The organism is Micromonospora sp. NPDC005197 (genome assembly GCF_040608295.1).
GTDB lineage: Bacteria > Actinomycetota > Actinomycetes > Mycobacteriales > Micromonosporaceae > Micromonospora.
The window spans coordinates 20230-42260 of sequence record NZ_JBEXHY010000048.1 but is presented as its reverse complement, the minus strand read 5'-3'; the positions used below and the strand labels follow the sequence as shown (position 1 = coordinate 42260).

General features: G+C 67.1%; 13 protein-coding genes. 5 read left to right on the top strand and 8 right to left on the bottom strand.

Annotation, left to right across the window (positions count from 1 at the left end; translation table 11 throughout):
- Nucleotides 1-69 precede the first annotated feature (69 nt).
- Nucleotides 70-1356 (top strand): hypothetical protein, encoded by a 1287-nt coding sequence (locus ABZU46_RS17635; RefSeq protein ID WP_354858911.1) that lies wholly within the window; start codon nucleotides 70-72, stop codon nucleotides 1354-1356.
- A 75-nt stretch (nucleotides 1357-1431) separates the two neighbouring features.
- Here the strand turns inward: ABZU46_RS17635 and ABZU46_RS17630 are convergent, their stop codons facing one another.
- The 6 genes from ABZU46_RS17630 to ABZU46_RS17605 all read right to left on the bottom strand — a co-directional run bounded on the left by ABZU46_RS17630 (nucleotide 1432) and on the right by ABZU46_RS17605 (nucleotide 11992).
- On the bottom strand, nucleotides 1432-3258 hold the full coding sequence (locus ABZU46_RS17630; RefSeq protein ID WP_354858908.1) for a hypothetical protein: 1827 nt from the start codon (nucleotides 3256-3258) through the stop codon (nucleotides 1432-1434).
- 224 nt (nucleotides 3259-3482) lie between these two features.
- Nucleotides 3483-4319, bottom strand: a complete 837-nt coding sequence (locus ABZU46_RS17625; protein WP_354858905.1) for a hypothetical protein — start codon at nucleotides 4317-4319, stop codon at nucleotides 3483-3485.
- On the bottom strand, nucleotides 4316-8374 hold the full coding sequence (locus ABZU46_RS17620) for an AAA domain-containing protein (protein WP_354858903.1): 4059 nt from the start codon (nucleotides 8372-8374) through the stop codon (nucleotides 4316-4318). Before ABZU46_RS17620 ends, ABZU46_RS17625 begins: the two co-directional genes overlap by 4 nt.
- 344 nt (nucleotides 8375-8718) lie before the next feature.
- Nucleotides 8719-9219 carry a hypothetical protein gene (locus ABZU46_RS17615; RefSeq protein ID WP_354858900.1) on the bottom strand — a complete coding sequence of 167 codons (501 nt, stop codon included), beginning with the start codon at nucleotides 9217-9219 and terminating at the stop codon, nucleotides 8719-8721.
- Nucleotides 9213-9587 (bottom strand): hypothetical protein, encoded by a 375-nt coding sequence (locus ABZU46_RS17610; RefSeq protein WP_354858897.1) that lies wholly within the window; start codon nucleotides 9585-9587, stop codon nucleotides 9213-9215. Before ABZU46_RS17610 ends, ABZU46_RS17615 begins: the two co-directional genes overlap by 7 nt.
- Entirely contained in the window at nucleotides 9584-11992 is a 2409-nt protein-coding gene (locus ABZU46_RS17605; protein WP_354858895.1) for an AAA family ATPase, read from the bottom strand. Before ABZU46_RS17605 ends, ABZU46_RS17610 begins: the two co-directional genes overlap by 4 nt.
- 365 nt (nucleotides 11993-12357) lie before the next feature.
- On the opposite strand from ABZU46_RS17605, the gene ABZU46_RS17600 reads away from it, so the two are divergent.
- From ABZU46_RS17600 to ABZU46_RS17585, 4 genes are all read left to right on the top strand, one after another.
- On the top strand, nucleotides 12358-14178 hold the full coding sequence (locus tag ABZU46_RS17600) for an SAM-dependent DNA methyltransferase (protein ID WP_354858893.1): 1821 nt from the start codon (nucleotides 12358-12360) through the stop codon (nucleotides 14176-14178).
- A 20-nt stretch (nucleotides 14179-14198) separates the two neighbouring features.
- Nucleotides 14199-15815: a class I SAM-dependent DNA methyltransferase gene (locus tag ABZU46_RS17595; protein ID WP_354858891.1), complete on the top strand. Its 1617-nt coding sequence runs from the start codon at nucleotides 14199-14201 to the stop codon at nucleotides 15813-15815.
- 394 nt (nucleotides 15816-16209) lie between these two features.
- The gene (locus ABZU46_RS17590) at nucleotides 16210-17019 is read left to right on the top strand and encodes a hypothetical protein (RefSeq protein WP_354858888.1); all 810 of its coding nucleotides are present in this window, start codon (nucleotides 16210-16212) and stop codon (nucleotides 17017-17019) included.
- A gap of 49 nt (nucleotides 17020-17068) precedes the next feature.
- A complete protein-coding gene (locus ABZU46_RS17585) occupies nucleotides 17069-20266 on the top strand; it encodes a type I restriction endonuclease subunit R (protein WP_354858886.1) in 3198 nt (1065 codons plus the stop codon).
- 275 nt (nucleotides 20267-20541) lie between these two features.
- Here ABZU46_RS17585 and ABZU46_RS17580 read toward each other — a convergent pair whose 3' ends face one another.
- The gene (locus ABZU46_RS17580; RefSeq protein ID WP_354858882.1) at nucleotides 20542-21174 is read right to left on the bottom strand and encodes a BTAD domain-containing putative transcriptional regulator; all 633 of its coding nucleotides are present in this window, start codon (nucleotides 21172-21174) and stop codon (nucleotides 20542-20544) included.
- Between the two features lie 346 nt (nucleotides 21175-21520).
- Nucleotides 21521-21991, bottom strand: coding sequence for a hypothetical protein (locus tag ABZU46_RS17575; RefSeq protein ID WP_354858880.1), 471 nt, complete (start codon nucleotides 21989-21991; stop codon nucleotides 21521-21523).
- Nucleotides 21992-22031: the final 40 nt, after the last annotated feature.

Sequence of the window (22031 nt, the reverse complement as noted above, 5' to 3'; positions counted from 1 at the left end):
GCCGCTTCTTCCCCATGCTCTCCATGATGATGGACATCCTCCCGGAGACCCCAGGTCCCCTGTTCTCGGATGTCCGTCAAAACGGGGCAGGCCCAGTTCGGCGTAAGCCTGGGCGTCGTTGCCGCCACCATCGGCTGCGGAACCGCGCCGGAGGCGCAACAGCCACCAGCCCAAGCGTCCGCCAGCGCACTGAGCGAGCGGCCGACCTTCGACCCGCCGCGCACCTTCGACACGACTGATGCCATCTCGCTACCTGACAGCGCTTCGCTGTCGAAGATCAACCTGGGGGGAGAACGCGTCGAGCCGCTACCAGTGCTACTCGAAGGGAAGCGCGTCTGGATCTCATCAGTGGACCGGTTGGAAATCGTTGACGTCACCTCCGGCACGGTCACCGGCACGCTGCGACCCGCGCACGAGCCTGCGCTGTCGCCGTCGACGCAGAACCCGTTCGTCGGCGGCAACCCCGCCCAACCGCCGGTGCTGGCCGACCTCAATGCGCAGCGCCGTGTGGTGACGGCTTTCGCCACCACCGCGCCTGGTCAAGGCACGACACCGCCGCGCCCGGTTATCGAAGTCCTCGCTGCTGATGCCGGCACCGGGCATGAGGCTCAACGCATCGAGATCGAGCCCAGTGACGACGACCAGCACACGTTGACCCGGAAGCACCCGGTCGTCGTCGGCGCGTACGGCCCCGTGGTCGTCGCCCAGGTCGGCACCGACACCGTTGCCGTGAACCTTGATGATCGACGCGAGGTCTGGCGCCGTCCAGACTTCGCCCTCGGAGCCGTCGCTGGCGATGTGGCGGTCGGTACTGACGCCAAGAACGCGGTGGCACGTGCGCTCGCCATCGACAGCGGTGCCGAGCGCTGGCATACCGGGCCGGCGGAGACGATCACCATTAAGCCGGGCAGTCCGAAAATCGTGACCGCGACCGGAGCATCGCGAGGACGCAAGCAGCTCTTCCGCCTCCTCGACGCCGCGACCGGCCGACTGCTGGACGAGTCAGCAGCCACCAGCAGCACTGCCTACAACATCACCTGCCTGCACGACGGCCGCAGCGTCACGATCTGCCAGAACCAATGCCAGGACTGGGCGGGCGCCTTCGACGACGGCGGGAAGTGGCTCTGGGAACTACCCGACAAGAAGGCAAACCGCATCGCCCCCACCGTCACGACCGCCTGGCACGGAGCCGTCTACGGCCGTACGGCGAACGGCCCCGTCATCGTCGACTCCCGCACCGGTGAGGACCGGGAAACCGCTCCCGGCCTCACACCGTGGCTCGTCAACGAACACGCCGCAGTCGCCAGCCCCCCGGATGCCAGCGGCGGGGTGAAGCTCTACCGCGCCACCAGCTGACAGGTGTACGACCCGAGCCAGCCGTAGGTACTGCAGCCCTCGATGCCGTGGCTCAGCGATTGCCTTCGGTGGCCGTCAGTTCGTCTGTCCGGTCGGTAGATGCCGGCCGATGTAGCCGACATAGATCCGCCCGCTCTGCGCCGTATCGTCGTAATAGTGCATCCGGGGGCTGATCATCGCGAACTGAGCGATCTTGAAATGCGCACCCATGAAGACCTCGCCCGCCGCAATGACGGAGACCGGCACGGGTAGAACCCGCTTCCTCCAGAACGCCGGGTTGGTTCGAACCTCCTCACTCTCGTCACGGGCGTGTCGTCGCGTCGGCCACTCGTGGCAGCCATCTGGAGTGTTCTCCAGGAAGCCATGCACGTCCCGAGCCGAGCGCCCGTCTGCCTTCGCCGCTGCATAGTTCTGGAGCACCAACAACGCGTCCCAGGTCTTCGAAGCCCAGGCGCCCAGGGGGTCGTTGCTGTCGAGTTCCTCAGCGCAGTCAGGATTGCCCGTGAACACGACGTGCTGGAGCCTTGGCAGCCAACGGAGCAAATCGCCGAAGCTGTCCGGCCGGGAGACGTCCGCTTCCGATGGCTGCGTCGTCCAGGCCACCTCTGCTTGCCCCATAGAGGCGAGCCGGTGGCGCAGCGTCCGTTCAGTCTCCGCAGACCGGGTCAGGCGGTCGACGACGTCCCGGTTCTCGATCTGCTCATCATCCAGCTGCCATTTGACGTCGTGATACGCCTTCTGCGTCTCATCGAGTTCGGCCTGGAGCTGCGCGAGTCGGGATGCGATGTCTTTCTGCGCCTCCTGCGATGAACGACCGACCTCGATCAGGCGAACGATCTCGTCGATTCGGTCGACGGTCAGGTCATCGACCCCTACCTTGATCTTCAGGTAGTCCAGCAACATGCCTTGCTGCGCGCTGACGTCATCTTGTCGGCGATCGCTCTCTCGCGTCTCGACGGCCGACGCCTGGGGCTGCGACGGAACGAGCGCTGGCCGCTTCGAACCGACATCGCCGAGCCGGTGCACCAGGATGTCGTCGGCGAGACGTTCCAGCATCCGGTGTACCCGTGCCACCGATGCGGGTAGCGGCTGTTCGAGAGCCTGAAGTTGGGCGTTGGATGCGAGGACTCGCGCGAGCCGGGGCTGTTCGTTGTCGTCGGCGATCCGTTCGGCGCTCAGCACTCGGTGCCGCAGTCCGTCGACGGCGGAGTCCGGTTGCGCCTGAGAGCGATAGGTACGCAGCCGGCCGGGCAGTACGGCGTGGGCCTGGCCGAGCCGGGCGTTGAGTAACCGTGTGGCCTCCCCGTCCAGCACGTAGCACGAGGCCATGCCGATGGTGAACCGGGTCAGGTTGGCGATCCGGTTCGTCCATGGGACTGGAGGCAGCGAGTCGTCGTTGCCGGCGACGAAGACGACACCTCGTCGCTCGGTGTCGATGAGGGCTCGGTGGACCTCGTCGACTTCGTCTCCGCGGATGACGATTGGTCGCGTCGTGAGGCGTGCGGCACCGTCCCAGGCATCGATGATTTCGAGCATGGGCGCGAGAAAGCGGGGGGTGCCTGCGAGGCGGGGGCGGCTGCGTGAGTCCTCACTGTCGGGGTCGGGTGATTCGATGTCGATCCAGGCCCACGCCGCCCGCTCTCTCGCGTTGGGCGAGTGTACGGTCAGTTGGATGATCCACTGCCCGTCCGGCTTCGTTTCGACGATCCGTACGCGCGTTGATGTCGATCCATCCTGCCCCTCGTGCTGCAGCAGAAGGGCCCTGACGTTGTCGCCGATGGTCGCCCACCGATTCTCATGAAGCGCAGAAGGATCCCAGCCCTTGGGGCCCGCTATCCAACGGTCGAGTTGTTCCCGTACCAGTGGCTGCAGATGATTCCGTTCGTGCTGGGTCGTGAACACAGATCTGAAACCGAGCATTTGCGCCGTCCCGAGGGGTTACAGGCGAGAGGGCTGCGCCGAACGCGTCGCCGCACTCGCTCGATGCGGCCCCGCTGACCTCCGCCTGCTACTCCAGCACCTGGCCTTGGTTCGGAAGCTGGAGTAGCAGCGGCGGTGTCGAGGTCGACATCTGGACAGGGAGAGGTCAATCCGTTGGCTTGCTGGTTACCGAAATAGAATGTTGATCATGGTGCGGATTCCAGGTCATTGAGAAGCGCGTGCACAGGAGCCCAGCACATCCGCACTGTGTCCAGGTCGGGCACGAGCCCGTAGTCGATCTGGTGACGGGGGTGGACGAAGTTGCGGTAGTCCCGGACCTTCTCCATGAAGTCCTTGGCGTCGGTCTGGACCCAATCCTTCCGATGCGCGTACTCGAGGAGCAGGTGAAGACCCGCCCGTTCGGCCCGAACCCGTCGGCCGTTACGGTCGACCAGGCCGTTCCTTCGCACGGTCTCGTCGCGGTCAGTTACCACGACGTGCAGCAGCCCTTCGACGAAGCTGCCGATGCCGATGATCGCCAGCGCGTAGGCCCCGTTGTTCTGGCAGATCGACGCTTCGTCGGCGCGCGCCATAAGAACGTCGACCGCCTTGCTGTTCCCGGTTAGTCGTCGCACCCGCTCATGGAGATCTGGCGGCGGTCCGTACAGGGGAACGTCGCTGCTCTGGCTGAGCTGCCCGAGCACGGGACGCCCGCCGATGTAGGTGATGGTGAGCTGTTCGGGGGCCAGGATGCGGTTCAGCTCCTGCGCGATCGGTTCGGCGGCCTCGACGCCGCCGTCGTACTCCAGCGGATCACCGCTGCGACAGAGCAGCCGGTCGAGGGCGGCGGCATCGTTGGCATGGGAATTGAGTACTTCTGTCAGCCAGGGGATCCGCGGAGAGCCGTCGTATTGCGGATCGCCAGGCCACCGGACTCGGTGCAGGAATCGCTCGATCTGCGTACCGGTCCGCTCGTAGGGACCATCGACGTCGCAGATCAGGCGAGCGACGCGTTCCAAGGTGAGCGGGTCGAGGGCAATCATCGGGACACCTCCCGGTCGGCGCGCTGCTGCGCGATGTCGAGTGCTTCGGTCAGGCGCTGGAGGATGATTGAGCCCCGCTTACGGAAGCCGAGCTCGGTCATGGCCTCCTGGAGGCGCTCATCCCGATCACGCTGAAGCTGGTCGCTCACCAGCCAGGTGCAGATCTGTACCAGCTGTTCCCGCGTGTAGTCGGTGATCCGCAAACCGATCGGCACGTCGGGGCGTGGGCCACGGCGGGTCGCCGGCGGTGATGGTGGCTGAGCGGGCCGGCGGGCCGGCGGTACGGGGTGGCTCCTCGCGGCGTGGTTGGCGCGGTCGACCGCCTGCTTCCAGCGGGCGACGAGCCGCGCTGTCTGGCCGGCTGGATCCACGTACCAGTCGGTCGACCAGACCCGGTGGAACTCCCACCCGAGTCGCTCCAGGTGTTGCTGGCGTAGCCGGTCCCGGTCCCGGGCGCTGTGTGCCTGGTGGTACGAATGACCGTCGGTCTCCACAGCGAGGACCATGCGGCCGGGCTGGTCTGGGTGGGCGAGGGCCAGGTCGATGCGGTAGCCGGAGACGCCCCACTGCGGCACGGCGTTGATGCCCTGCTGCTGGAGAGCCTTCAGCACGCTGCGTTCGAGGCCGTTTAGCTCGACCCCGGTGTGCTGTCGCGCGCCGAGGTCGCCGCCGAGGTCGACGAACTCCAGGTAGCGGCGGAGCAGTTCGGGTCCGCGGTTCCGTGTCGCCGCGGTCTGGTTCGGGTCCATATCGTGATGGGAGAAGGCGCTCACCACGGTCATCCGACTCCGCGCTCGAGTGACCGCGACGTTGAGGCGCCGCTCACCGCCCTCCTGGTTGAGCGGTCCGAAGCGCAGCGGAAGTCGGCCGTCTCGAGTCTTGGCGTAGCCGATGCTCAGGATGATGGCGTCCCGCTCGTCGCCCTGGACGTTTTCCAGGCTCTTGATGAAGAACCGCTGGCTCGCGGCCTGGTCCTGCGAGAAGAAGTCGTCGAAGTGCTCGTGCTCGCGGCGTCGGCTGCGCAGGGTCGCTTCAATCCGCAGGGCGTGCTTCTGCCCCATGGTGATGACGCCGAGGCTCTCGTCTGGTCGCTGCTCGGCGTGCTCGAGAATCAACTCGACCGCTCTGTTGACCTCCTCGGTTGATGAACCGCCCTGCCCGGGGGCGACACGGCCGTCCACCGTCTCCAAGCGCAGCGGACTGCCAACCTGAACGCCAGGGAACGTGACGAGGGACCGGTTGTAGATCTCGACGTTCGAGAATGCGATCAGACGCTCGTCTCGACTGCGGTAGTGCCAGGTCAAGCGGAACCGGTCTGAGATAAGGCCACCGAGGACGTCAAGAATGGACTCGTAGTCCTCGAGACTCTCGTCGCCGAGATCATCGTCTTCGCCAGCCGGGCTCTGCTGAACGAGGCGCCGGAAGAACGGCGTGGGTGGGAGCTGCTTCGGGTCGCCGGCCACGACGAGTTGAGTGCCACGCATGATCGAGGCGACCGCGTCGTGCGGCTCGATCTGGCTCGCCTCGTCAAAGATCACCACGTCGAACGACCGCTCGGCCGGCAGGATGCGGCTGACCACCAGTGGTGACATGGCCCAGCACGGGAAGGCGGCGAGGAGCACCTCCGGTGCGCTGCTGAGCAGCTTCCGAAGAGAGAGGTGCCGGCTCTTCTTGGCCGCCTCCCGCCGGACGAGGCCGTTCTGGTCGGGATAGGCGTCTCGGGCCTTCCGGAGGTTCACTGCGACGTTGCGACGCACGTGCCGGGCGGCCATCTCAATGTGCCGGCTGTCCGCCACACGGAAGTCCTGAACCACCGCGGCATGCTGCTGCCCGACGAACTGACCGAGGTACGGGACCCGCATGCGCATCTCGTCGAGGACCACCTGCAACCAGGACCGCAGCAGGGTGTCGGCTGCCTCGTCGCTCGAGACCTGCCGGGTGGCCAGGTCATCGAGCATGTGGCTCAGCCCCAACGAGCGGAACAGCTGCTGCTGTTTGTTCAGGTCGGGCATCAGGAACAACGTCTCGCGGTCGGCGTTCAACTCGGCGAGAGTGTTGGTCGCGGTGGTGGTGGTTCCACGCTCAAGGCCGTCGATTCGGGCACATGCCGCCACCGCAGCGAGGTGGTTCCGCACCTGGGTGAAGGACGACATACACAGGTCGGCGCCGGTCAGAGCAGTGGGTGCGCTGTCCTGACGGCTGAGCTTCCGCCACCGCTCACGCTGGTCCAGTGCAGCGACGAGGCCCTGGTACATCTCGGATCGCTTCCGGGGAGCGGCCGGACAGGTTCGCCGCAGGTCGCGGCGCAGTTGGAATCGGCGGAAGATGCCGAGCGGTTCAGGCCGGCGCGGCCGGGATCGCCCTGGTGCTGTTGCGTAAACGAAGTCGTCCAGATCCGGGCCGAAGACCTGCTCGCCATAGCTGGCGATGGCGCGGTCGACCTCGCTGAGCAGGTCGAACAAATCTCTCCAGGCAGCGAGGTCGTCCGGTACGTCCAGCCCCGCCCGGTCTACCAAGTCTCGGATCTGGCGCTGAGCGCCCTGCAGGGCACCGGCCGCGAGTTCGTCGAGATGCACCAGCACCTTCCCGACATCGTCTGGGGTGCGGATGGCAGCCTTCGCCCACGGCGACTCCCCGCGCCAGATCCTCAGGCCGCCACGATCCACGAACGTCCGAAGGTCCTCCCGCGCGGACTCGAGCCTCGATCGGTCGAGGTTCCGCAGCTCGGATGCGCGCAGGTTGTAGCCGCTGACGTCGCAAGTCGGAAGCGCGAGGAGCTGCTCGATGACCTGAAAAGCACTCATGCCCCAGGGCTGCCGTACCTCGTGCAGCTCGGCCGGGTGCCGTCTTGCCGCGGCCCGGCGGCTGTGCAGGCGGCGATGCAGTTCGTTGGTGTCGACAGGTGGTTCGGCGCCGGCTTGGGTGAGGACGTCGGCGATGCGCCGGGCGACCTGCCGCTTATTAATCTTGCGGTCGTGCAGGTCGAACACCAGGTTGTCGAGCCCGACGTCGCCAAGGCGGTTCATCACCGCTTCAATCGCGGCCCGCTTCTCGGAGACGAAGAGCACGCTGCGTCCCATCGCGGCCATGTACGCGATGATGTTCGCGATCGTCTGACTCTTGCCCGTGCCGGGTGGACCCTCGATGACCACATGCCGGCCGGACAGCACCGCGTCGATCGCCGACTGCTGAGACGAGTCAGCGTCGTGGACCAGGAACTCCTTGGCCGGATCGATCCGATCGGCACTGGAGCTGGACCCCTGAGCTTGCTCGGTGCGCAGCTGTTGCCGAGCGTCGCGGTCGCCCGCCATTGCGCCGATCACTGGGTGTGATGCCAGCAGCTCGGCCGAGTTGCGCAGATCCTTGACCATGGCGAGCTTGTCGAAGCTGAAGACGCCGGCAACCACCGCGTGCTCGAGCCGGAGAGACAAGCCGCTGGGAGCGACTGCCTCGGCGATCAGTTCGTAGGCGGAACTCAACTGCTGGTCCGGGTCGGCGATCTCGGACAGCATCGCGCTCAGCTTCTCGCCGAGGGTGCTGATGTCCGCCTCCACGCCGTACTGCCGCTCCAGCGCGTACAGGAGGACGGGGTTGATCTCGGATGATTCCGGCAGCTCCAGCGTGAAGTCGTTCTCGGTCGCCGTTCTGCTGTCCAGCGCAAGCTGCTGCAGGATCAGTGGTGCCCGCAGCGGTTGCATCGGCACGGCGCCGCGGGTGTATGGACCGACCATGCAGAGCAGGCCGCGGGTTACCCAACCGGCCTGGATGCCCTGTTCCTCCTCCAGCTCGACCAGCTTCCGGCGGAGGCTGCGGGCAGTGTTGCAGGCGGTGGTGTGCCGGTCTTGGTCCGGGAACAGCGTCCGCAGGCGAACCTTCTGCCCCCGGAGCAGGTCAGCGACCACACTGGGAGCTGCGTCAGTGAGATCGAGGGTGGTGTTCTGTCGCTCCTTGAAGTAGAGCAGCGTGTTGCGTGGGCCGAAGTCGATCAGTTGGTCTGCCCACCGGCCGGCGGCCTGTTCAACGAGGTGAAGTACATCCGGTTGGGTCAACAGCATCTTGTCTCCAAGTCAGTCGACGTACACCAGTGCTGATCCGCCGGGCCGTCGGCCCGAGGCAAAGCCCTCCAGGATAGGGCGCATGACACGTTCATCTACGCATCGGATTTCTGACAGCGACGTCATCGGAGCGACCCCCATCAGCAACCTCCATAGTTCACTTGGACCCAGTGCCGTGTCGGCTCATCAAGCAGCAGGCCGGGATGCTGCCTGGCCGGTCGTGCGGCTTTGCGTCGGTGCAGGCCAACTCGCACAGGTGGTGGTGCCGGCACAAGGAGAGGCTGGATCAGGCGATCCTGGTGGAAACGGGCCGTCGAGACATAGGTGAGGTGGACAGGTTGTTCTCATCGGGAGGTGACGGCCGGCGGCTTCGGCGGCTCCTGTCCGCGAAGGAAGTTGGTGGCATCGACGGTGGCACTGACCAGAGCGCATGTAGTCGCGGTGAGGGCGAGCCAGAACGCCACGGTGCTCTTCCAGTCTTCGGCGATCTTCACCATCACCACCTCGGTGACCTCTGCAGCCTCAATGGACCGGTTCCGCCGATTGCTTGGGTCAGGCTGACGACGCCAGCCGAAGCGGGCGAAGAACTTGGCCCAGGTGTGGCTCGACCGGCCGCAGCCGAAGATCACCCCGTTGACCTTCCGTCCGCACCGGCCGCCGTTCTGGGTGGTCACGCCGCACGTCGTCGGCGCCTTCACGGCGAGCAGCCAGGCCGGGATGGCGATCGCGATCGACGCCGACCAGGCAAGGCTGATGAGGTCGAGCGTGACGAGGTAGTAGACGACGCCGACGATGGCCAGCGCCTCAACGCCGAGGATCAGCATGGCCTGATCTCGCTTCAGCATGTGGGGGCCTCCGAGTGGTCCAGGAGCGCGACGATGTCGAGGAGTTCGGCGCGGAGCCGGGTCAGCTCGGCTGCGGTGACGCCGAGTTCGTAGTGGTGGTGGTGCCCGGCGCGGGACAGCGCCCACCACAGGTAGCTGGCCCGGCGCCCGAGGTCGGGGCCGGCGTAGTGGGCGAGCAGCAGCAGCTTCGGCCGCTGCACCCGGGTCCGTCCGATCTCCGGACAGGCCCGGGCCCAGTACCGGTCCATCGCCGCTTCCAATTCGTGGCGCAGCAGCCACGCGCACGCACGGGGCCAGGCGCCGCGGGCGCCTCGGATGACGCTGGTGAGCATCAGGTCGGCGGTTGCGAGGTACAGGGACGTCGTCATCGCAACCGCCCCACGAGCGCAGCCGTGTTGGTGACCATCGCCCGGACGGGCATGCTCCGATGGCCGTGGACCGCCTCCGCCACCGCTTTAACCGTCCGGGTGGCCTGCGGGCCGTAGTCACGGTCGAGACGCGCGAAAAGCTCCGGACGGGGTACGACACGGCCGAAGAGCCCGAGACTGAGCCGGTCCTTGACGGTGTGCACCCGACTGAGCCCTTCCAGGATCTCCTGGTAGGGCGTGCCGCGCCGATGCTCGGCGGCCCGGTAGCGATCCATGCTCACCGACTCGATCGCGGACCGGCAGAACCCTGCCACCATCAGGTATTTCGCCTCGTCCGAGATCTCCGCGGCGACCAGGGCGCGGGCATCGTCGAGGTAGCGGTCCGCTGGGTCGCAGACCTTCCGGACCTCGACGATCGAGCCCTCGCGGCGAGTGACCTCCCGGACGTCGGCCTCGATGTCGAGGCGGCGGATCGCTTCCGGCAGCCGGTCGTCGTGCGTGAACACGATGACCTGCCGGGTCAGGGCGACCTCCCGCAACACCTCGGCCAAGCCGTCGATCTTGGCGGGGTCCATGCTCTGCACCGGGTCGTCGATGATCACGAACCGGTACGGGCTGGTCTCGGCGCAGGCACGGGGCAGGAAGACCGCCAGGCCGAGGGCGTGCAGCTCGCCCTGGCTCATCACCGCGAGCGCGTTGGTCTCGACACCGTCGGCGGCCACGGGGAACAGGACCCGGCGAGTGTTGTTCACTCCTTCCATCTGCAGCCGGTGCAGGTCGACGTTGCTCTCCTGCCGCAGCTTTTGCCACACCCGGTCCGACTGCGCGGCGAAGCTGCTCAGCCGGTCGGCCCGAATCGCCTTCTCGGCGGTGTCGAGAGCCGCACGAGCCTTGGTGAGCAGAGCCAGGGCCGGTGCCTCGGCACGGACTACGGTCGCGGCGTCGACCCACCGGCGGATCGCGGCGCCGGGCTCGCGCCAGGCGTCGTGACGCTGGGCGAGCCATTCGGACGCCGCCTTAACGAGGGTGGTGTGCGCCGCGACGACACTGTCCCAAGCGGCCCGATCGGGGCCGAGCCCGAAGAGAGCGTCGCGCATCGCCGCGCACTCCCCAGGGATCTGGGGCGCCAGCGCGGCGGCGGCCGGTTCCAGCAACCGGTGGATGTCACGGAGCAGCCCGTCAACCGTACGGCGGGCGTGCGCGTGAGACTGGTGGGCCGCGCGTGCCGCTGCGGCGACCGCGGCCGTTCTGGCGAGTTCCTCCTCGGCCTGCGTACGCCAGTCCTCGTCCAGGGTCCCGACTCGGCACACCGGGCAAGGGCCGTTCCCACGATCATGGTGCACGTCGAGCGCGGCTCGCAGCAGCCGAGCGCTCCGATCCGCGGCGCCGCTGTCGGTCGTAGTCGCCTCCCGCATCGCCGCGGCAGACTCGGCGAGGGCGACCAGCGCCCCTCCCAAGTCGGGCAAGTCCTGCTCGGCGAGCCGCCGGGCGGCTGCTGCTGCAGGTTCCTCCGACGTGGCAGTGTCGCTGCAAGCGAGGTCGGCCAGCAGAGTCAAGTTTGCGCGGAGCGGACGGGCGCCGAGCGCGCTCAAGGCGTCGCGGGCGCGGTCGTCGTCGATCTGGCCGAGCTGTTCGCGCAGCTCGGTGAAGGCCGCCTTGAGCGCCTTGGCCCGGTCGTCGTAGACCTTGCGCCGCTGCTGCAGCCGGGCGTCGGTGTCGCGCAGCGGGCCCAGACCTAGGATCGGCGCGATCGCGTCGTACAGTTCGGCCGGCTTCGCGGTCATGACCCGTTCGAGGTCGCGGGCAGACAGGAACGGCCGAAACCTGGCGGCCTGGCCAATCCACTGCGGCACCTGACCAGACGGCATGGCGGCGCCGCCCGTGGTCGTGGTGACCGTCGCGAAGGTCAGATCGGTGGCCCCGGCCGGCCAGGTGCGGTGGGTCGTCACCTGCTCGCCGGAGTCGAGCCGAAGGCTGAGGCGGATCTCCGATGCGCCGTCGTGGTGCAGGTTCCGCCAGCCCTCGCGGAAGGCCGGCGGGCGCTGCGCCCAGCGCAGGGAGTCCTCGGTCAGCGCATACTCGACGGCCTCGGCGATGCTGGACTTCCCGGAGCCGTTGCGGCCCACGAACACGGTCAGCCCGGTCTTGGGCAGCCGCCCGACCGTGACCTGCTGGCCGATCCCGCGGAAGCCGGCAAGTCGGACCTCTTCCAGGAATGCCTGCGGCGTTGCACCGCCCGCCTCACCCGGTTCGGGCGACGGCGGTAGGGCTTCACCTCGCAGTACGTCATTGAGAACCTGCTCGCCGTGGAAGGCGGCAAGAACCAGTTCGTTGACCGGGCCGGGCACCTGGGACCGCTGTAGGCGGTCCACAAGCTCCTGGTAGAGCGTAAGCGTGTCGTTCATCAGACCCCCTGATGTCGTTGGCGCATCGAGGGAACCGCAGATTGGCCGCTTACACTGCCCTACACAGTGTTATCCGGGGATAACAGATCTACGTTCGTCTTCGAAACTCCAGGACTCGTACCGTGACCGCCAGAGCGAGGAGGTGAGCCATGGAGGCGGAGTTGATGTCGCAGCGCGAGATCGCGCTGCTCGCGCGAGTCACAAAGCCTGCAGTCACGACTTGGCGCCGGCGGCACCCCGACTTCCCTGCGCCCGTGCCGGGCAACCATGGACAGCTCCTGTTTCCCGCAGACGCGGTCGTGGCTTGGCTACTCCGTAGCGGGCTTGGCCACGCCGACCCGGACACCCTGGGTGCCGAGCGGTCCATGCACACGCTGGCGGCGTACGCCCGGCGGCACGGCGGCCGACGCACGATCGTCGTCCTCGGCGCCGCGCTCTGCCTCCGCCACCTCACCGGCCAGGCACTGCCAGCCGATCCTCTGCCGCTGGCCCGCCGTCTCGATCCCGATGACGAGTTTCTGTTGCACGAGCTGGCTGACGCCCCGGAACCGACCGGGCTCGCCCAACTGGTCGAGCAACTGATCGAGGGAGCCTTCGACCCCTGGCACAGCTGTCAGTTCCTGCTCAACTCCGCCAACCGCCTCGGCTGGCCCGAGCTGACAGCGGACGCACTCACCCCGGAGACGGTGGCCCTAATCCGTCGGGTGGCCGACGTGCCGACCCAACTGCGCGCCCATCGCGCCGTAACCATCGCCGACGGCAACGCGGGCACAGGCGACCTACTGACAGCGCTGGTAAGCGACCAGGACCGCGACAGTCTGCGAGTCAACGCGGTCGTCGCCGACGAGGAACTCGCCCGCCTGGTGCGCAGGCAGCTACTCCTCGCCGAGTTGCCCGAGTTCCAGTTCGACGTGCGCGCCGATGAGTTGAACGAGGAGTTCGCTGAGCCGGACCTCATCGTCACCCGGCTGCCCTACCAGCCGGCGGAGAACCGGAACGCCCTCGCCGACCTCAACCGGGTCGAAGCGATCGCCGATCTGCTCGGTCCGGGCCGCACGGCCATCGTCGTCGGTCCCGCCAGCAGCCTCGTCGACCAACTACGGGACGGGCAGGCGGCGTTGCGCCGGTCGGCGCTGCTGAGCAGCGGCATCGTCGAGGCAATTGTGCAACTGCCGGGCGGCGTCTACCCGGCCAGGCCAGGCCATCCCGCCGCTCTGTGGCTGCTGACCAGGGACCCGATCCCCGCCGCCAAGGGCCGCGTGCTACTCGCCGACCTCAGCGGTCACGCGCTTGACCAACCTGCTGTCGAGTCGGCGGCCGAGGACATCCTCCTCTGGCGCGCCGAGGGTCACCGCAGCGACGGCCACGAACCGCGCACCGGCCGAATCGTCCCGCTGGAGAGCCTCGACCTACGCCGGGCTGCCGCGCTCCGGCCACCCGGTCCAGCGTCAGTCACCCTGCGTGCCCGCCTGGCCGCCGACCGCCCCGCACTCGTCGGCGAGGTCGAGGGTCGTCTCACCGACGCGGAGCAGGAGGCCGTCCGGTACGGGAAGGAGAACGGCTTCCTGAACACCGGAGCGGTACAGCGCGATGGGATCAGGCCGAAGGAGCTCTCTTGCGAGGCGCTCCGAACGGCTCGCCGGGTCCGCCCCCTCACCGGACACCGCCTGAACCCCGAGCATGTCGGACCGCGAGGTCACCACCGGGTTATCGGCGCTGCGGAGGTACTCGCGCAGTCGTCCAAGCGCTGGATGGACCGGCTCACCCTCGCCGCGCAGTATTCGCAGGTCGTCCTCACCGAACCTGGTGACATCGTGGTCACCAGCGTCCCCCGGTTCGGGGTCCTCCTCGACAACGACGGCTTCTCGGTGATCGAGTTCCCCGCCAGCGGCCTGCGCATCTCATTTGGCGACCCGCTCACTCCCCGAGTGCTGGCGGCACTCCTGGGTACCGCCCGCAACATGACACGCAGCCCTGGTGCAGTGCGGGGCCCGAGACTGATGGACGCCACGATTCCCGACCTGGCCCGGGGCGAGGCGGCCCGCCTGGACGACGTGCTGCGCCGTCTGGAGGAACGCGATGACCTGCTGCAGCGGCAGGCCGACCTCTTGGCCACGTTGCGCGAACTCATCGTGACCGGCTTCGCCGACGGCACCCTCACGACTCTGTACGGTACGAACTCCTGAACGAGAGAACGGAACACACAGTGCCCCCACGTAAACGCGCCAACGGCCAGGCCGAGCTGTTCGGCGTGTCCAGCACCAAGCAAATCCAGGACATCCTGTGGAAGGCCGCCGACAAGCTGCGCGGCTCCATGGACGCCGCACAGTACAAGGAGTTCGTCCTCGGCCTGGTCTTCCTCAAGTACGTCTCAGACGCGTTCGCCGAACGCCGCGACCAGATCGCCGACAGCCTCTCCGACATACCGGAGAACCGCCGCGCCCAGTTCCTCGACGATCGCGACGAGTACACCAGCGCCAACGTCTTCTGGGTCCCGGAGAACGCCCGCTGGGACTACCTGGTGGAGAACGCGCCCAGCGGCGTCGGCGAGCTGCTCGACAACGCCATGGACGCGATCATGCAGGAGAACCGGGCGCTGACCGGCGTCCTCCCGAAGATCTTCAACCGGGACAACGTCGACCAGAAGCGCTTAAAGGAACTCGTCGACCTGATCAGCGACGCACGCTTCACCGGCCACGGCGACCGCAAGGCGCAGGACGTCCTCGGCGAGACCTACGAGTACTTCCTGGAGCGCTTCGCCCGCGCCGAGGGCAAACGGGCCGGCGAGTTCTACACTCCGTCCAGCGTGGTGCGGGTCCTTGTCGAGGTGCTGGAGCCTTACGAGGGCCGGGTCTACGATCCGTGCTGCGGGTCCGGTGGCATGTTCGTACAGTCCAAGAAGTTCGTCGAGGCCCGCGCCGGCCGGGACCACACCCACGACATCGCCGTTTACGGGCAGGAAGCCAACGAGCGCACCTGGCGGCTGGCGAAGATGAACCTCGCCATCCACGGCATGGACCCGATCGGCATCGGCGACCGCTGGGCCGACACTTTCGCCGACGACAAGCACCCGGACCGGCGGGTCGACTTCGTCATGGCCAACCCGCCGTTCAACATGAGCGACTGGGCCCGCAGGGCGGGTGACCCGCGCTGGCGCTACGGGACGCCGCCGCAGAGCAACGCCAACTACGCCTGGCTCCAGCACATCCTCTTCAAGCTGGGCGACCGCGGCAGCGCGGGCGTCGTCCTCGCCAACGGCTCGATGTCCTCCAAGCAGTCCGGCGAAGGCGACATCCGCCGTGAAATGGTGGAGAGGGACTTGGTGGCCTGCATGGTCGCCCTCCCGCCGAACCTGTTCCGCACCACCGCGATCCCCGCCTGCCTGTGGTTCCTGACCAAGGACAAGACCCCGCAAGGTGCGAAGGCACTAACTGACCGGCGCGGCGAGATCCTCTTCATCGACGCCCGCGATCTCGGCACTATGGTCGACCGCGCCGAGCGCGTCTTCACTGACGATGACATCGCCAAGATCGCCGACATCTACCATGCCTGGCGCGGCACCAGGTCCGCCAAGACCAAGGGCCAGACGTACGAGGACATTCCCGGCTTCTGCTACTCCGCGAAGCTCGAAGAGGTGGCCGCCCACGACCACGTCCTCACCCCCGGCCGCTATGTCGGCGCAGCCGAAGCCGAAGAGGACCCGGACGCCGAGCCGCTCGCCGATCGCATCGAACGCCTCACCAAGGAGTTGTACGCCCACTTCGACGAGTCGTCCCGGCTCGACATTCTCGTTCGTAACCAACTGGGGAATATCGATGTCTAACGTCCGTGAAGCCGTCCTCCGAGACCTCCTTACCTCCTCGAAGGACGGTGATTGGGGGTCGGAGGGGCCACCGGGCATACCGACGCGCATCATCCGGGGTGCAGATTTCCCTACAGTGCGTCGCGGACAACTGGCAGGAGTTCCGCTCCGCTACTTGCCACAGAATTCACTGGATAGGCGAACCCTTCGCCCAAATGACATCCTGATTGAAACCGCTGGCGGCTCCAAAGATCGACCCACAGGAAGAACTCTGCTGGTCACCTCGGCAATCCTGTCTAAGTTTTCGGGGCCGGTGACGTGCGCCAGCTTTGCTAGATACCTCAGAATCGATCAGGCATCAGCCGACCCTCGATACATTTATTGGTATCTCCAATATCTGCACTCCTCTGGGGAAATGTGGAAGCATCAGATTCAACACACAGGTGTAGCTCGCTTCCACTTTACGAGGTTCGCCGAAACCGAACCTATTCCTTTACCGGATTTGCGGACCCAGAGAGCAGTATCCGAACTCTTAGGTGCGCTGGATGACAGGATTGCGGTCAACTACCGCATCGCCGTCACGGCCGACGCCCTTCGTTCATCGCTACTGCAGGACGCGCAAGAACAAAGGCCAAACGACTTCCTTGCCCAGCCGTTGTCGCAGGTTGCCGAGTTCATTAACGGCCGCGCCTTCACAAAAGATGCGACTGGGAACGGCCGCATGGTAGTCCGTATCGCGGAAATCAACTCCGGCCCGGGACCGTCAACGGTATACAACGACATAGCGGTGGACGAGAAGCACCTTGCCCGCCCCGGCGACATATTATTCTCTTGGTCCGGGTCTCTTGCGGTCGCGCGCTGGTTCAGGCCCGAGGCAATTATTAACCAGCACATCTTCAAGGTGATTCCGCGCGGCGACAATCCGAAGTGGCTTGCCTTCGAAGCGGTGAAATCAAAGCTAGCCGACTATCGTGCCATCGCCGCAGACAAGGCGACCACGATGGGGCATATTCAGCGACGCCACCTAGACGAAGAGGTGGTTGTGCTGATCCCCGATGCTATCGCCCGCCTCGACCGGCAGGCAGGGAGCCTGTGGCAACGCGCGTTAGTAGCAGAGCAAGAGTCTCTGACGCTGGCCGCGCTACGGGACAGGCTGCTGCCGGAGCTGATGTCGGGGCGTGTGCGGGTCAGGGACGCGGAGAAGATTCTCGAAGAAGCGGTTTAGGTAGGTAAAGGGTCCATGGGGAGGGGTGGGGATGGGTGCGGGCGGTTGGATGAGCGAGGCGGACTGGGAGGCGCTTGCGCTGGATCAGCTCGGTGAGCTCGGTTGGGAGCCGGGTGCCGGGAAGGATTTTGCGCCGGGGTCGGGGCAGCGGCAGACCTGGACCGATCTCGTGCTCGTCGAGGACCTGCGGGCCACGGTCGAGCGGCTCAACCCCGACCTGCCGCCCACGGCGGTCGCCGACGCGGTCCGGGCCGCCACCGACGTCGCCTCCCGGGAGGCGTTCGCCGAGAACCGCGCGGCCCACGAGCGGCTGGTCCACGGCATCCGCTCGGTTTCCTACACCGACGCGTTCGGTGCCGAGCACACCCCCACCATACGTCTGGCCGACCTGAACGACCCCGGCCGCAACGTCTACCGGGCGATCAACCAGGTCACTATCGTCGACGGCGATTTCCGGCGCCGGTTCGATATCGTGCTGTACCTCAACGGTCTGCCGGTCGCGATCGTCGAGCTGAAGAACGCCGCCGACGAGAACGCCACCCTGACGGGCGCGCACGCCCAGCTTCAGGCGTACCTAGCGGATTTCCCGCTCGCCTTCCGCCACGCCGTCCTGTGCTTGATCTCCGACGGGGTCACCGCGAAGTACGGCACCCCGTTCACCCCCTACGAGCACTTCGCGCCGTGGAACATCGACGACGAGGGCGAGCTCGTCGACACCGCGAGCTCTGACTACGACGGTCCGGAAGCGCTCATCGTCGCCCTCTACGGACTGTTCAACCAGCGGCGCTTCCTGGAACTCACCAGCGGCTTCGTCAACTTCACGTCGAAGGCGAAACGGATCGCGAAGGCGCATCAACACTTCGCGGTCGTCCGGGCCGTCGAGTGCATCGTGCGGGCATCGCAGAGCGACGGGAAGGCGGGCGTCGTCTGGCACACCCAGGGCTCCGGCAAGTCCGAGGAGATGGTGTGCACAGCGGCGTTGACCGCCCGGCACCCTGCCCTGAAGAACCCGACCATCGTGGTGCTCACCGACCGCACCGACCTCGACGACCAACTCTTCGACACGTTCCTGGACAGCCAGACTCTGCTGGGCCAGGAGCCGGAGCAGGCCGACACCCGCGCCGAACTGCGGGACACGCTCTCGAACCGGAACGCCGGCGGCATCATCTTCACCACGTTGCAGAAGTTCGGGCGTACGAAACAAGAGCGCGAGGCCGGGAGGCCGCATCCGCTCCTTTCCGACCGGCGCAACATCCTGGTGATCGTGGACGAGGCGCACCGCAGCCACTACGACAGCCTGGACGGCTACGCCCGGCATCTCCGTGACGCGCTGCCGCACGCTACGTTCATCGCCTTCACCGGCACCCCGATCGCCACCGTCGAGGTGAACACCCGCGCCGTCTTCGGCGACTACATCGACGTGTACGACCTGAAGCGTGCCGTCGACGACGAGGCGACCGTGCGGGTTTACCACGAGCCTCGGATCATTCCGGTGTCGCTGCCGCCGGACATCGACCCGGAGAGCATCGACGAGCAGGTGGAGAAACTCACCGCCAGCCTGGACGACGCGGAGCGGCGTAAGGCCGAGGCGTACGCGGCCACCATGAACACCGTCTACGGTGCCCCCGACCGGGTCGAGACCCTCGCGAAGGACCTCGTCGAGCACTGGGAGAAGCGGCGGGAGCTGATGCGCCCGCAGCTCGGCGGACCGGGCAAGGCCATGCTCGTCTGCGCGACCCGGGAGATCTGCGTCCGCGTCTTCGACGCCCTTAAGGAGCTGCGGCCCGACTGGGCGGACCCCGCCGTCGACAAGGGCAAGATGAAGATCGTCTTCCATGGGGTGCCCAGCGACGAGGAGGTGCTGCGCCCGCACCACGCGCGCCCGTCGCAGCAGAAGACCATCCAGGCTCGCGCCAAGGACCCGGACGACGAGCTGGAGCTGCTGATCGTGCACTCGATGCTGCTCACCGGCTACGACGCGCCGCCGATCCACACCATCTACATGGACCGGCCGATGAAGGGCGCCAACCTGATGCAGGCGCTCGCCCGGGTCAACCGCCGGTTCCGGGAGAAGCAGGACGGCCTGCTGGTCGGCTACGCCCCGCTGACCGAGAACCTGCGCAAGGCGCTCACCGAGTACACGCCCAGCGACCAGGAAGACCAGACCCTCGGCCGCGAGATCGAGCGTGCCATAAGTGAGGTGCACAACGAGATCTCCGTCCTCGAGGCCATTCTGGCGCCGGTCAAGTGGCGGGAGATCCTGGACGACGAGACGGACCCGACCCGCTGGCGCCGAGCAGTGAAGAAGGCCGCCAACTTCCTGCGCAACCCGCGTACCCCCGGCAACGACGTGGAGCCCGGCGCCAAGCCGCTGCACCGGCGTTTCCGCGAGGCAGCGGGCCGGCTGGAACGGTTCTACACGCTCTGCGCCACCAGCCGCGACTTCGCCGAACGCGCCGGCGACATCCAGCAGATGCGCCGCGACATCCACTACTTCCGCGACGTTCGGGTCTGGATCGTCAAGGAGGAGGCCGCCGACCGGGAGGCCAAAGGCCTGCCCAACACGGCCGAGGTCGAACGTTACCTGTCCCAGCTCGCCGCCGAGGTGGTAGACGCCGCCGACATCACCGACATCTACGAGGAGGCGGGCCTCGGCAAGCTCGACATCACCGAGCTCAACGGGGTGGCGTTGCAGCGCCTGCAGAACTCGGAGACCCCGCACCTCGCCGCCGCAGCGCTGCGCCGGCTGATCGAGCGAAAGATGCGCGAGGTCACCAAGCACAACGTAGTCCGTCAGGAACGCTTCTCCGCCCAGCTCGAAGACCTGATGAACCGCTACATGCGGCAGCAGCTGACCAGCGCGCAGCTGATCGTCGAGCTGGTTGAGCTGGCCAAGCAGGTGTCCGCGGACGCTCGGCGCGGCCAGCAGTTCGACCCCCCGCTCAACCACGCCGAACTGGCCTTCTACGACGCCGTCGCGCAGAACGGCGCGGCCACGGAGCTCATGGGCGTTGGCACCCTGGCGGAGATCGCCCGGCAGCTGGTCAAGTCGATCCAGTCGTCGATCACGGTGGACTGGTTCTCGCGCGAGCCGGTACGTGCCAAGCTCCGCAGCCACATCCGCCGTCTGCTGGCCCGCTTCGACTATCCGCCGGACCACGAGCGCGCGGCCGTCGACTTGGTCATTCGCCAGATGGAGACGTTCGCGAACGAGTGGGTTCCGGGAGGTCCGGCCTCACAACGGTGACAGGATCGGGCGGCGTACGCCCAGTCGAATGGTTGGGCTACGCGTCTCGGTGACGCGGAGTGGATTGTGGTCCGATCCGCATCTGGCGACGGTGGTTGTGGTGTGACTCACCTGTGTCCGTTCTGACGTTATTTATCCCGCTCTAAGCGTCAGTCGATCGGATGAATTCTGCAAGATCACAAAGTTGAGGCGTTCGTAGAATCTGACAGAAGCCGTTTTAGTTAGTGCAGAGACCTTCAGGTCGTTCGTGGCAGCGGCGGAGGCGAGGGCGGCAGTCAGCCCAACCGATCACGGATGGTGGCAGCGGCGGCGAGGAGTTCGTCGTCCGGGTGGTGGTGGGCGGCTGTGTCGAGGACGGCGTGGGCTTCTGCGGGGCGGTGGGCGAGTGCCTCGGCGAGGTTGACGGCCGCGGTCAGGAACTCGCGGGATACCGCTTGCTGGTGTCGGGCGAGCCATGGATATCCGGTGTCGGCGGCGAGGGGCCCGCGGTAGGCGGCGACGGCGTGGCGTAGGGCGGCGGTGGTGGCTTCGGTGCTGGTGGCATGTTGGGCTGCGGTGATGGCGTCGCGCATGGTCCACAGGTCGATGTCGAAGGCGTCTGTGTTGAGGGTGTAGTGGTGTCGGCGCAGCCGCAGGTAGGTGTTGTCTCCGCTGATGGAGCGGAACGTCTGGCGCAGGTTGTAGGTGTAGGTGTGCAGCCGCTGCGTGGCCAGGCGGTGGGGTGGCTCGGGGATGAGGTCGCCGAGGATGTCGTGCTGGTAGGCCGATCCTCCGCGCACGATCAGGTAGACGAGGAACTCCATCGCCTGTGGGCGGACGTGCTGACCGTCGGGGACGCCGAGGATTGTCGGTGTGCCGAGTACCTGGACCCGGATCGGGTTCGCTCCGACACCGGTCTGCCGGCCCACGGGGTGGGCGGGGACGTGAAGGCTCGGCGGTTCGGCGCTGTGACCGCCCTCGGAAGTGATAGCGGAAGGGTTCCCCGGTTGTGAGTCGTTCATGGCGGGGCGCCAGTGACCGCCCTCGAATCCGCTTGTGAGGACTCGGTGCTCATTGACGCAACGGTACAGATCCCGTCGGCCTGTCGGTCCGGTCGCACGCGCACCAACTGCTCGACGGATGGACACGTGACCGTCGGCGGTGCCGAAAGGTCTCAGTTCCCCGCCTGGCTGTGCTGCCGCTGGTTTTCCGCGGCATCGAACTCGATGTCGGGGTGGTTGTGTCCGCGGTCTGCGCAGTGCCGCCGCAGCTCGTTCAGGTGTTGAAGCATGCGGGCGGTGGCGGGGTGGTGGGGGTGGGCACGGCGGTGCGTGGTGATCGTGTCGGCGAGGAGGTGTCGGGCGGCGCCGCAGTGGCCGAGGTCGCGCAGGACAGAGCGAGGGTGGCCTGCGTGGCGAGGGTGGGGTGGGCACCCGGCCCGGCGGTGACGGTGAGTTGGTCGGCGAGGTGCCGGTAGGCGTAGTACGCGCGTTGGTGATGCCCCGCCTGCCGTTGGGCGGTGGCGAGGGTGTGCAGAGCGGCGAGGACGGGCCGGGCGGAGGGTCCGTGCAGGTGCGCGTGACTGTGGTGGGCGTAGCTGGCCCAACGGATCGCGGCGGCGGAGTTGCCGAGGCGGATGAGTAACTCGGCTTGCAGGTGCGCGGCGTCGGCGAGGGCGGGGTTCGCCTCGGCGGTGGCTGGGTCGACGCCGGCGAGGGCGTCACGCAGGACCTCGCGGGCGCGCACGGGGTCGGTGGCGGGCGAGAGTTCGGGCTGAGCGCAGCCG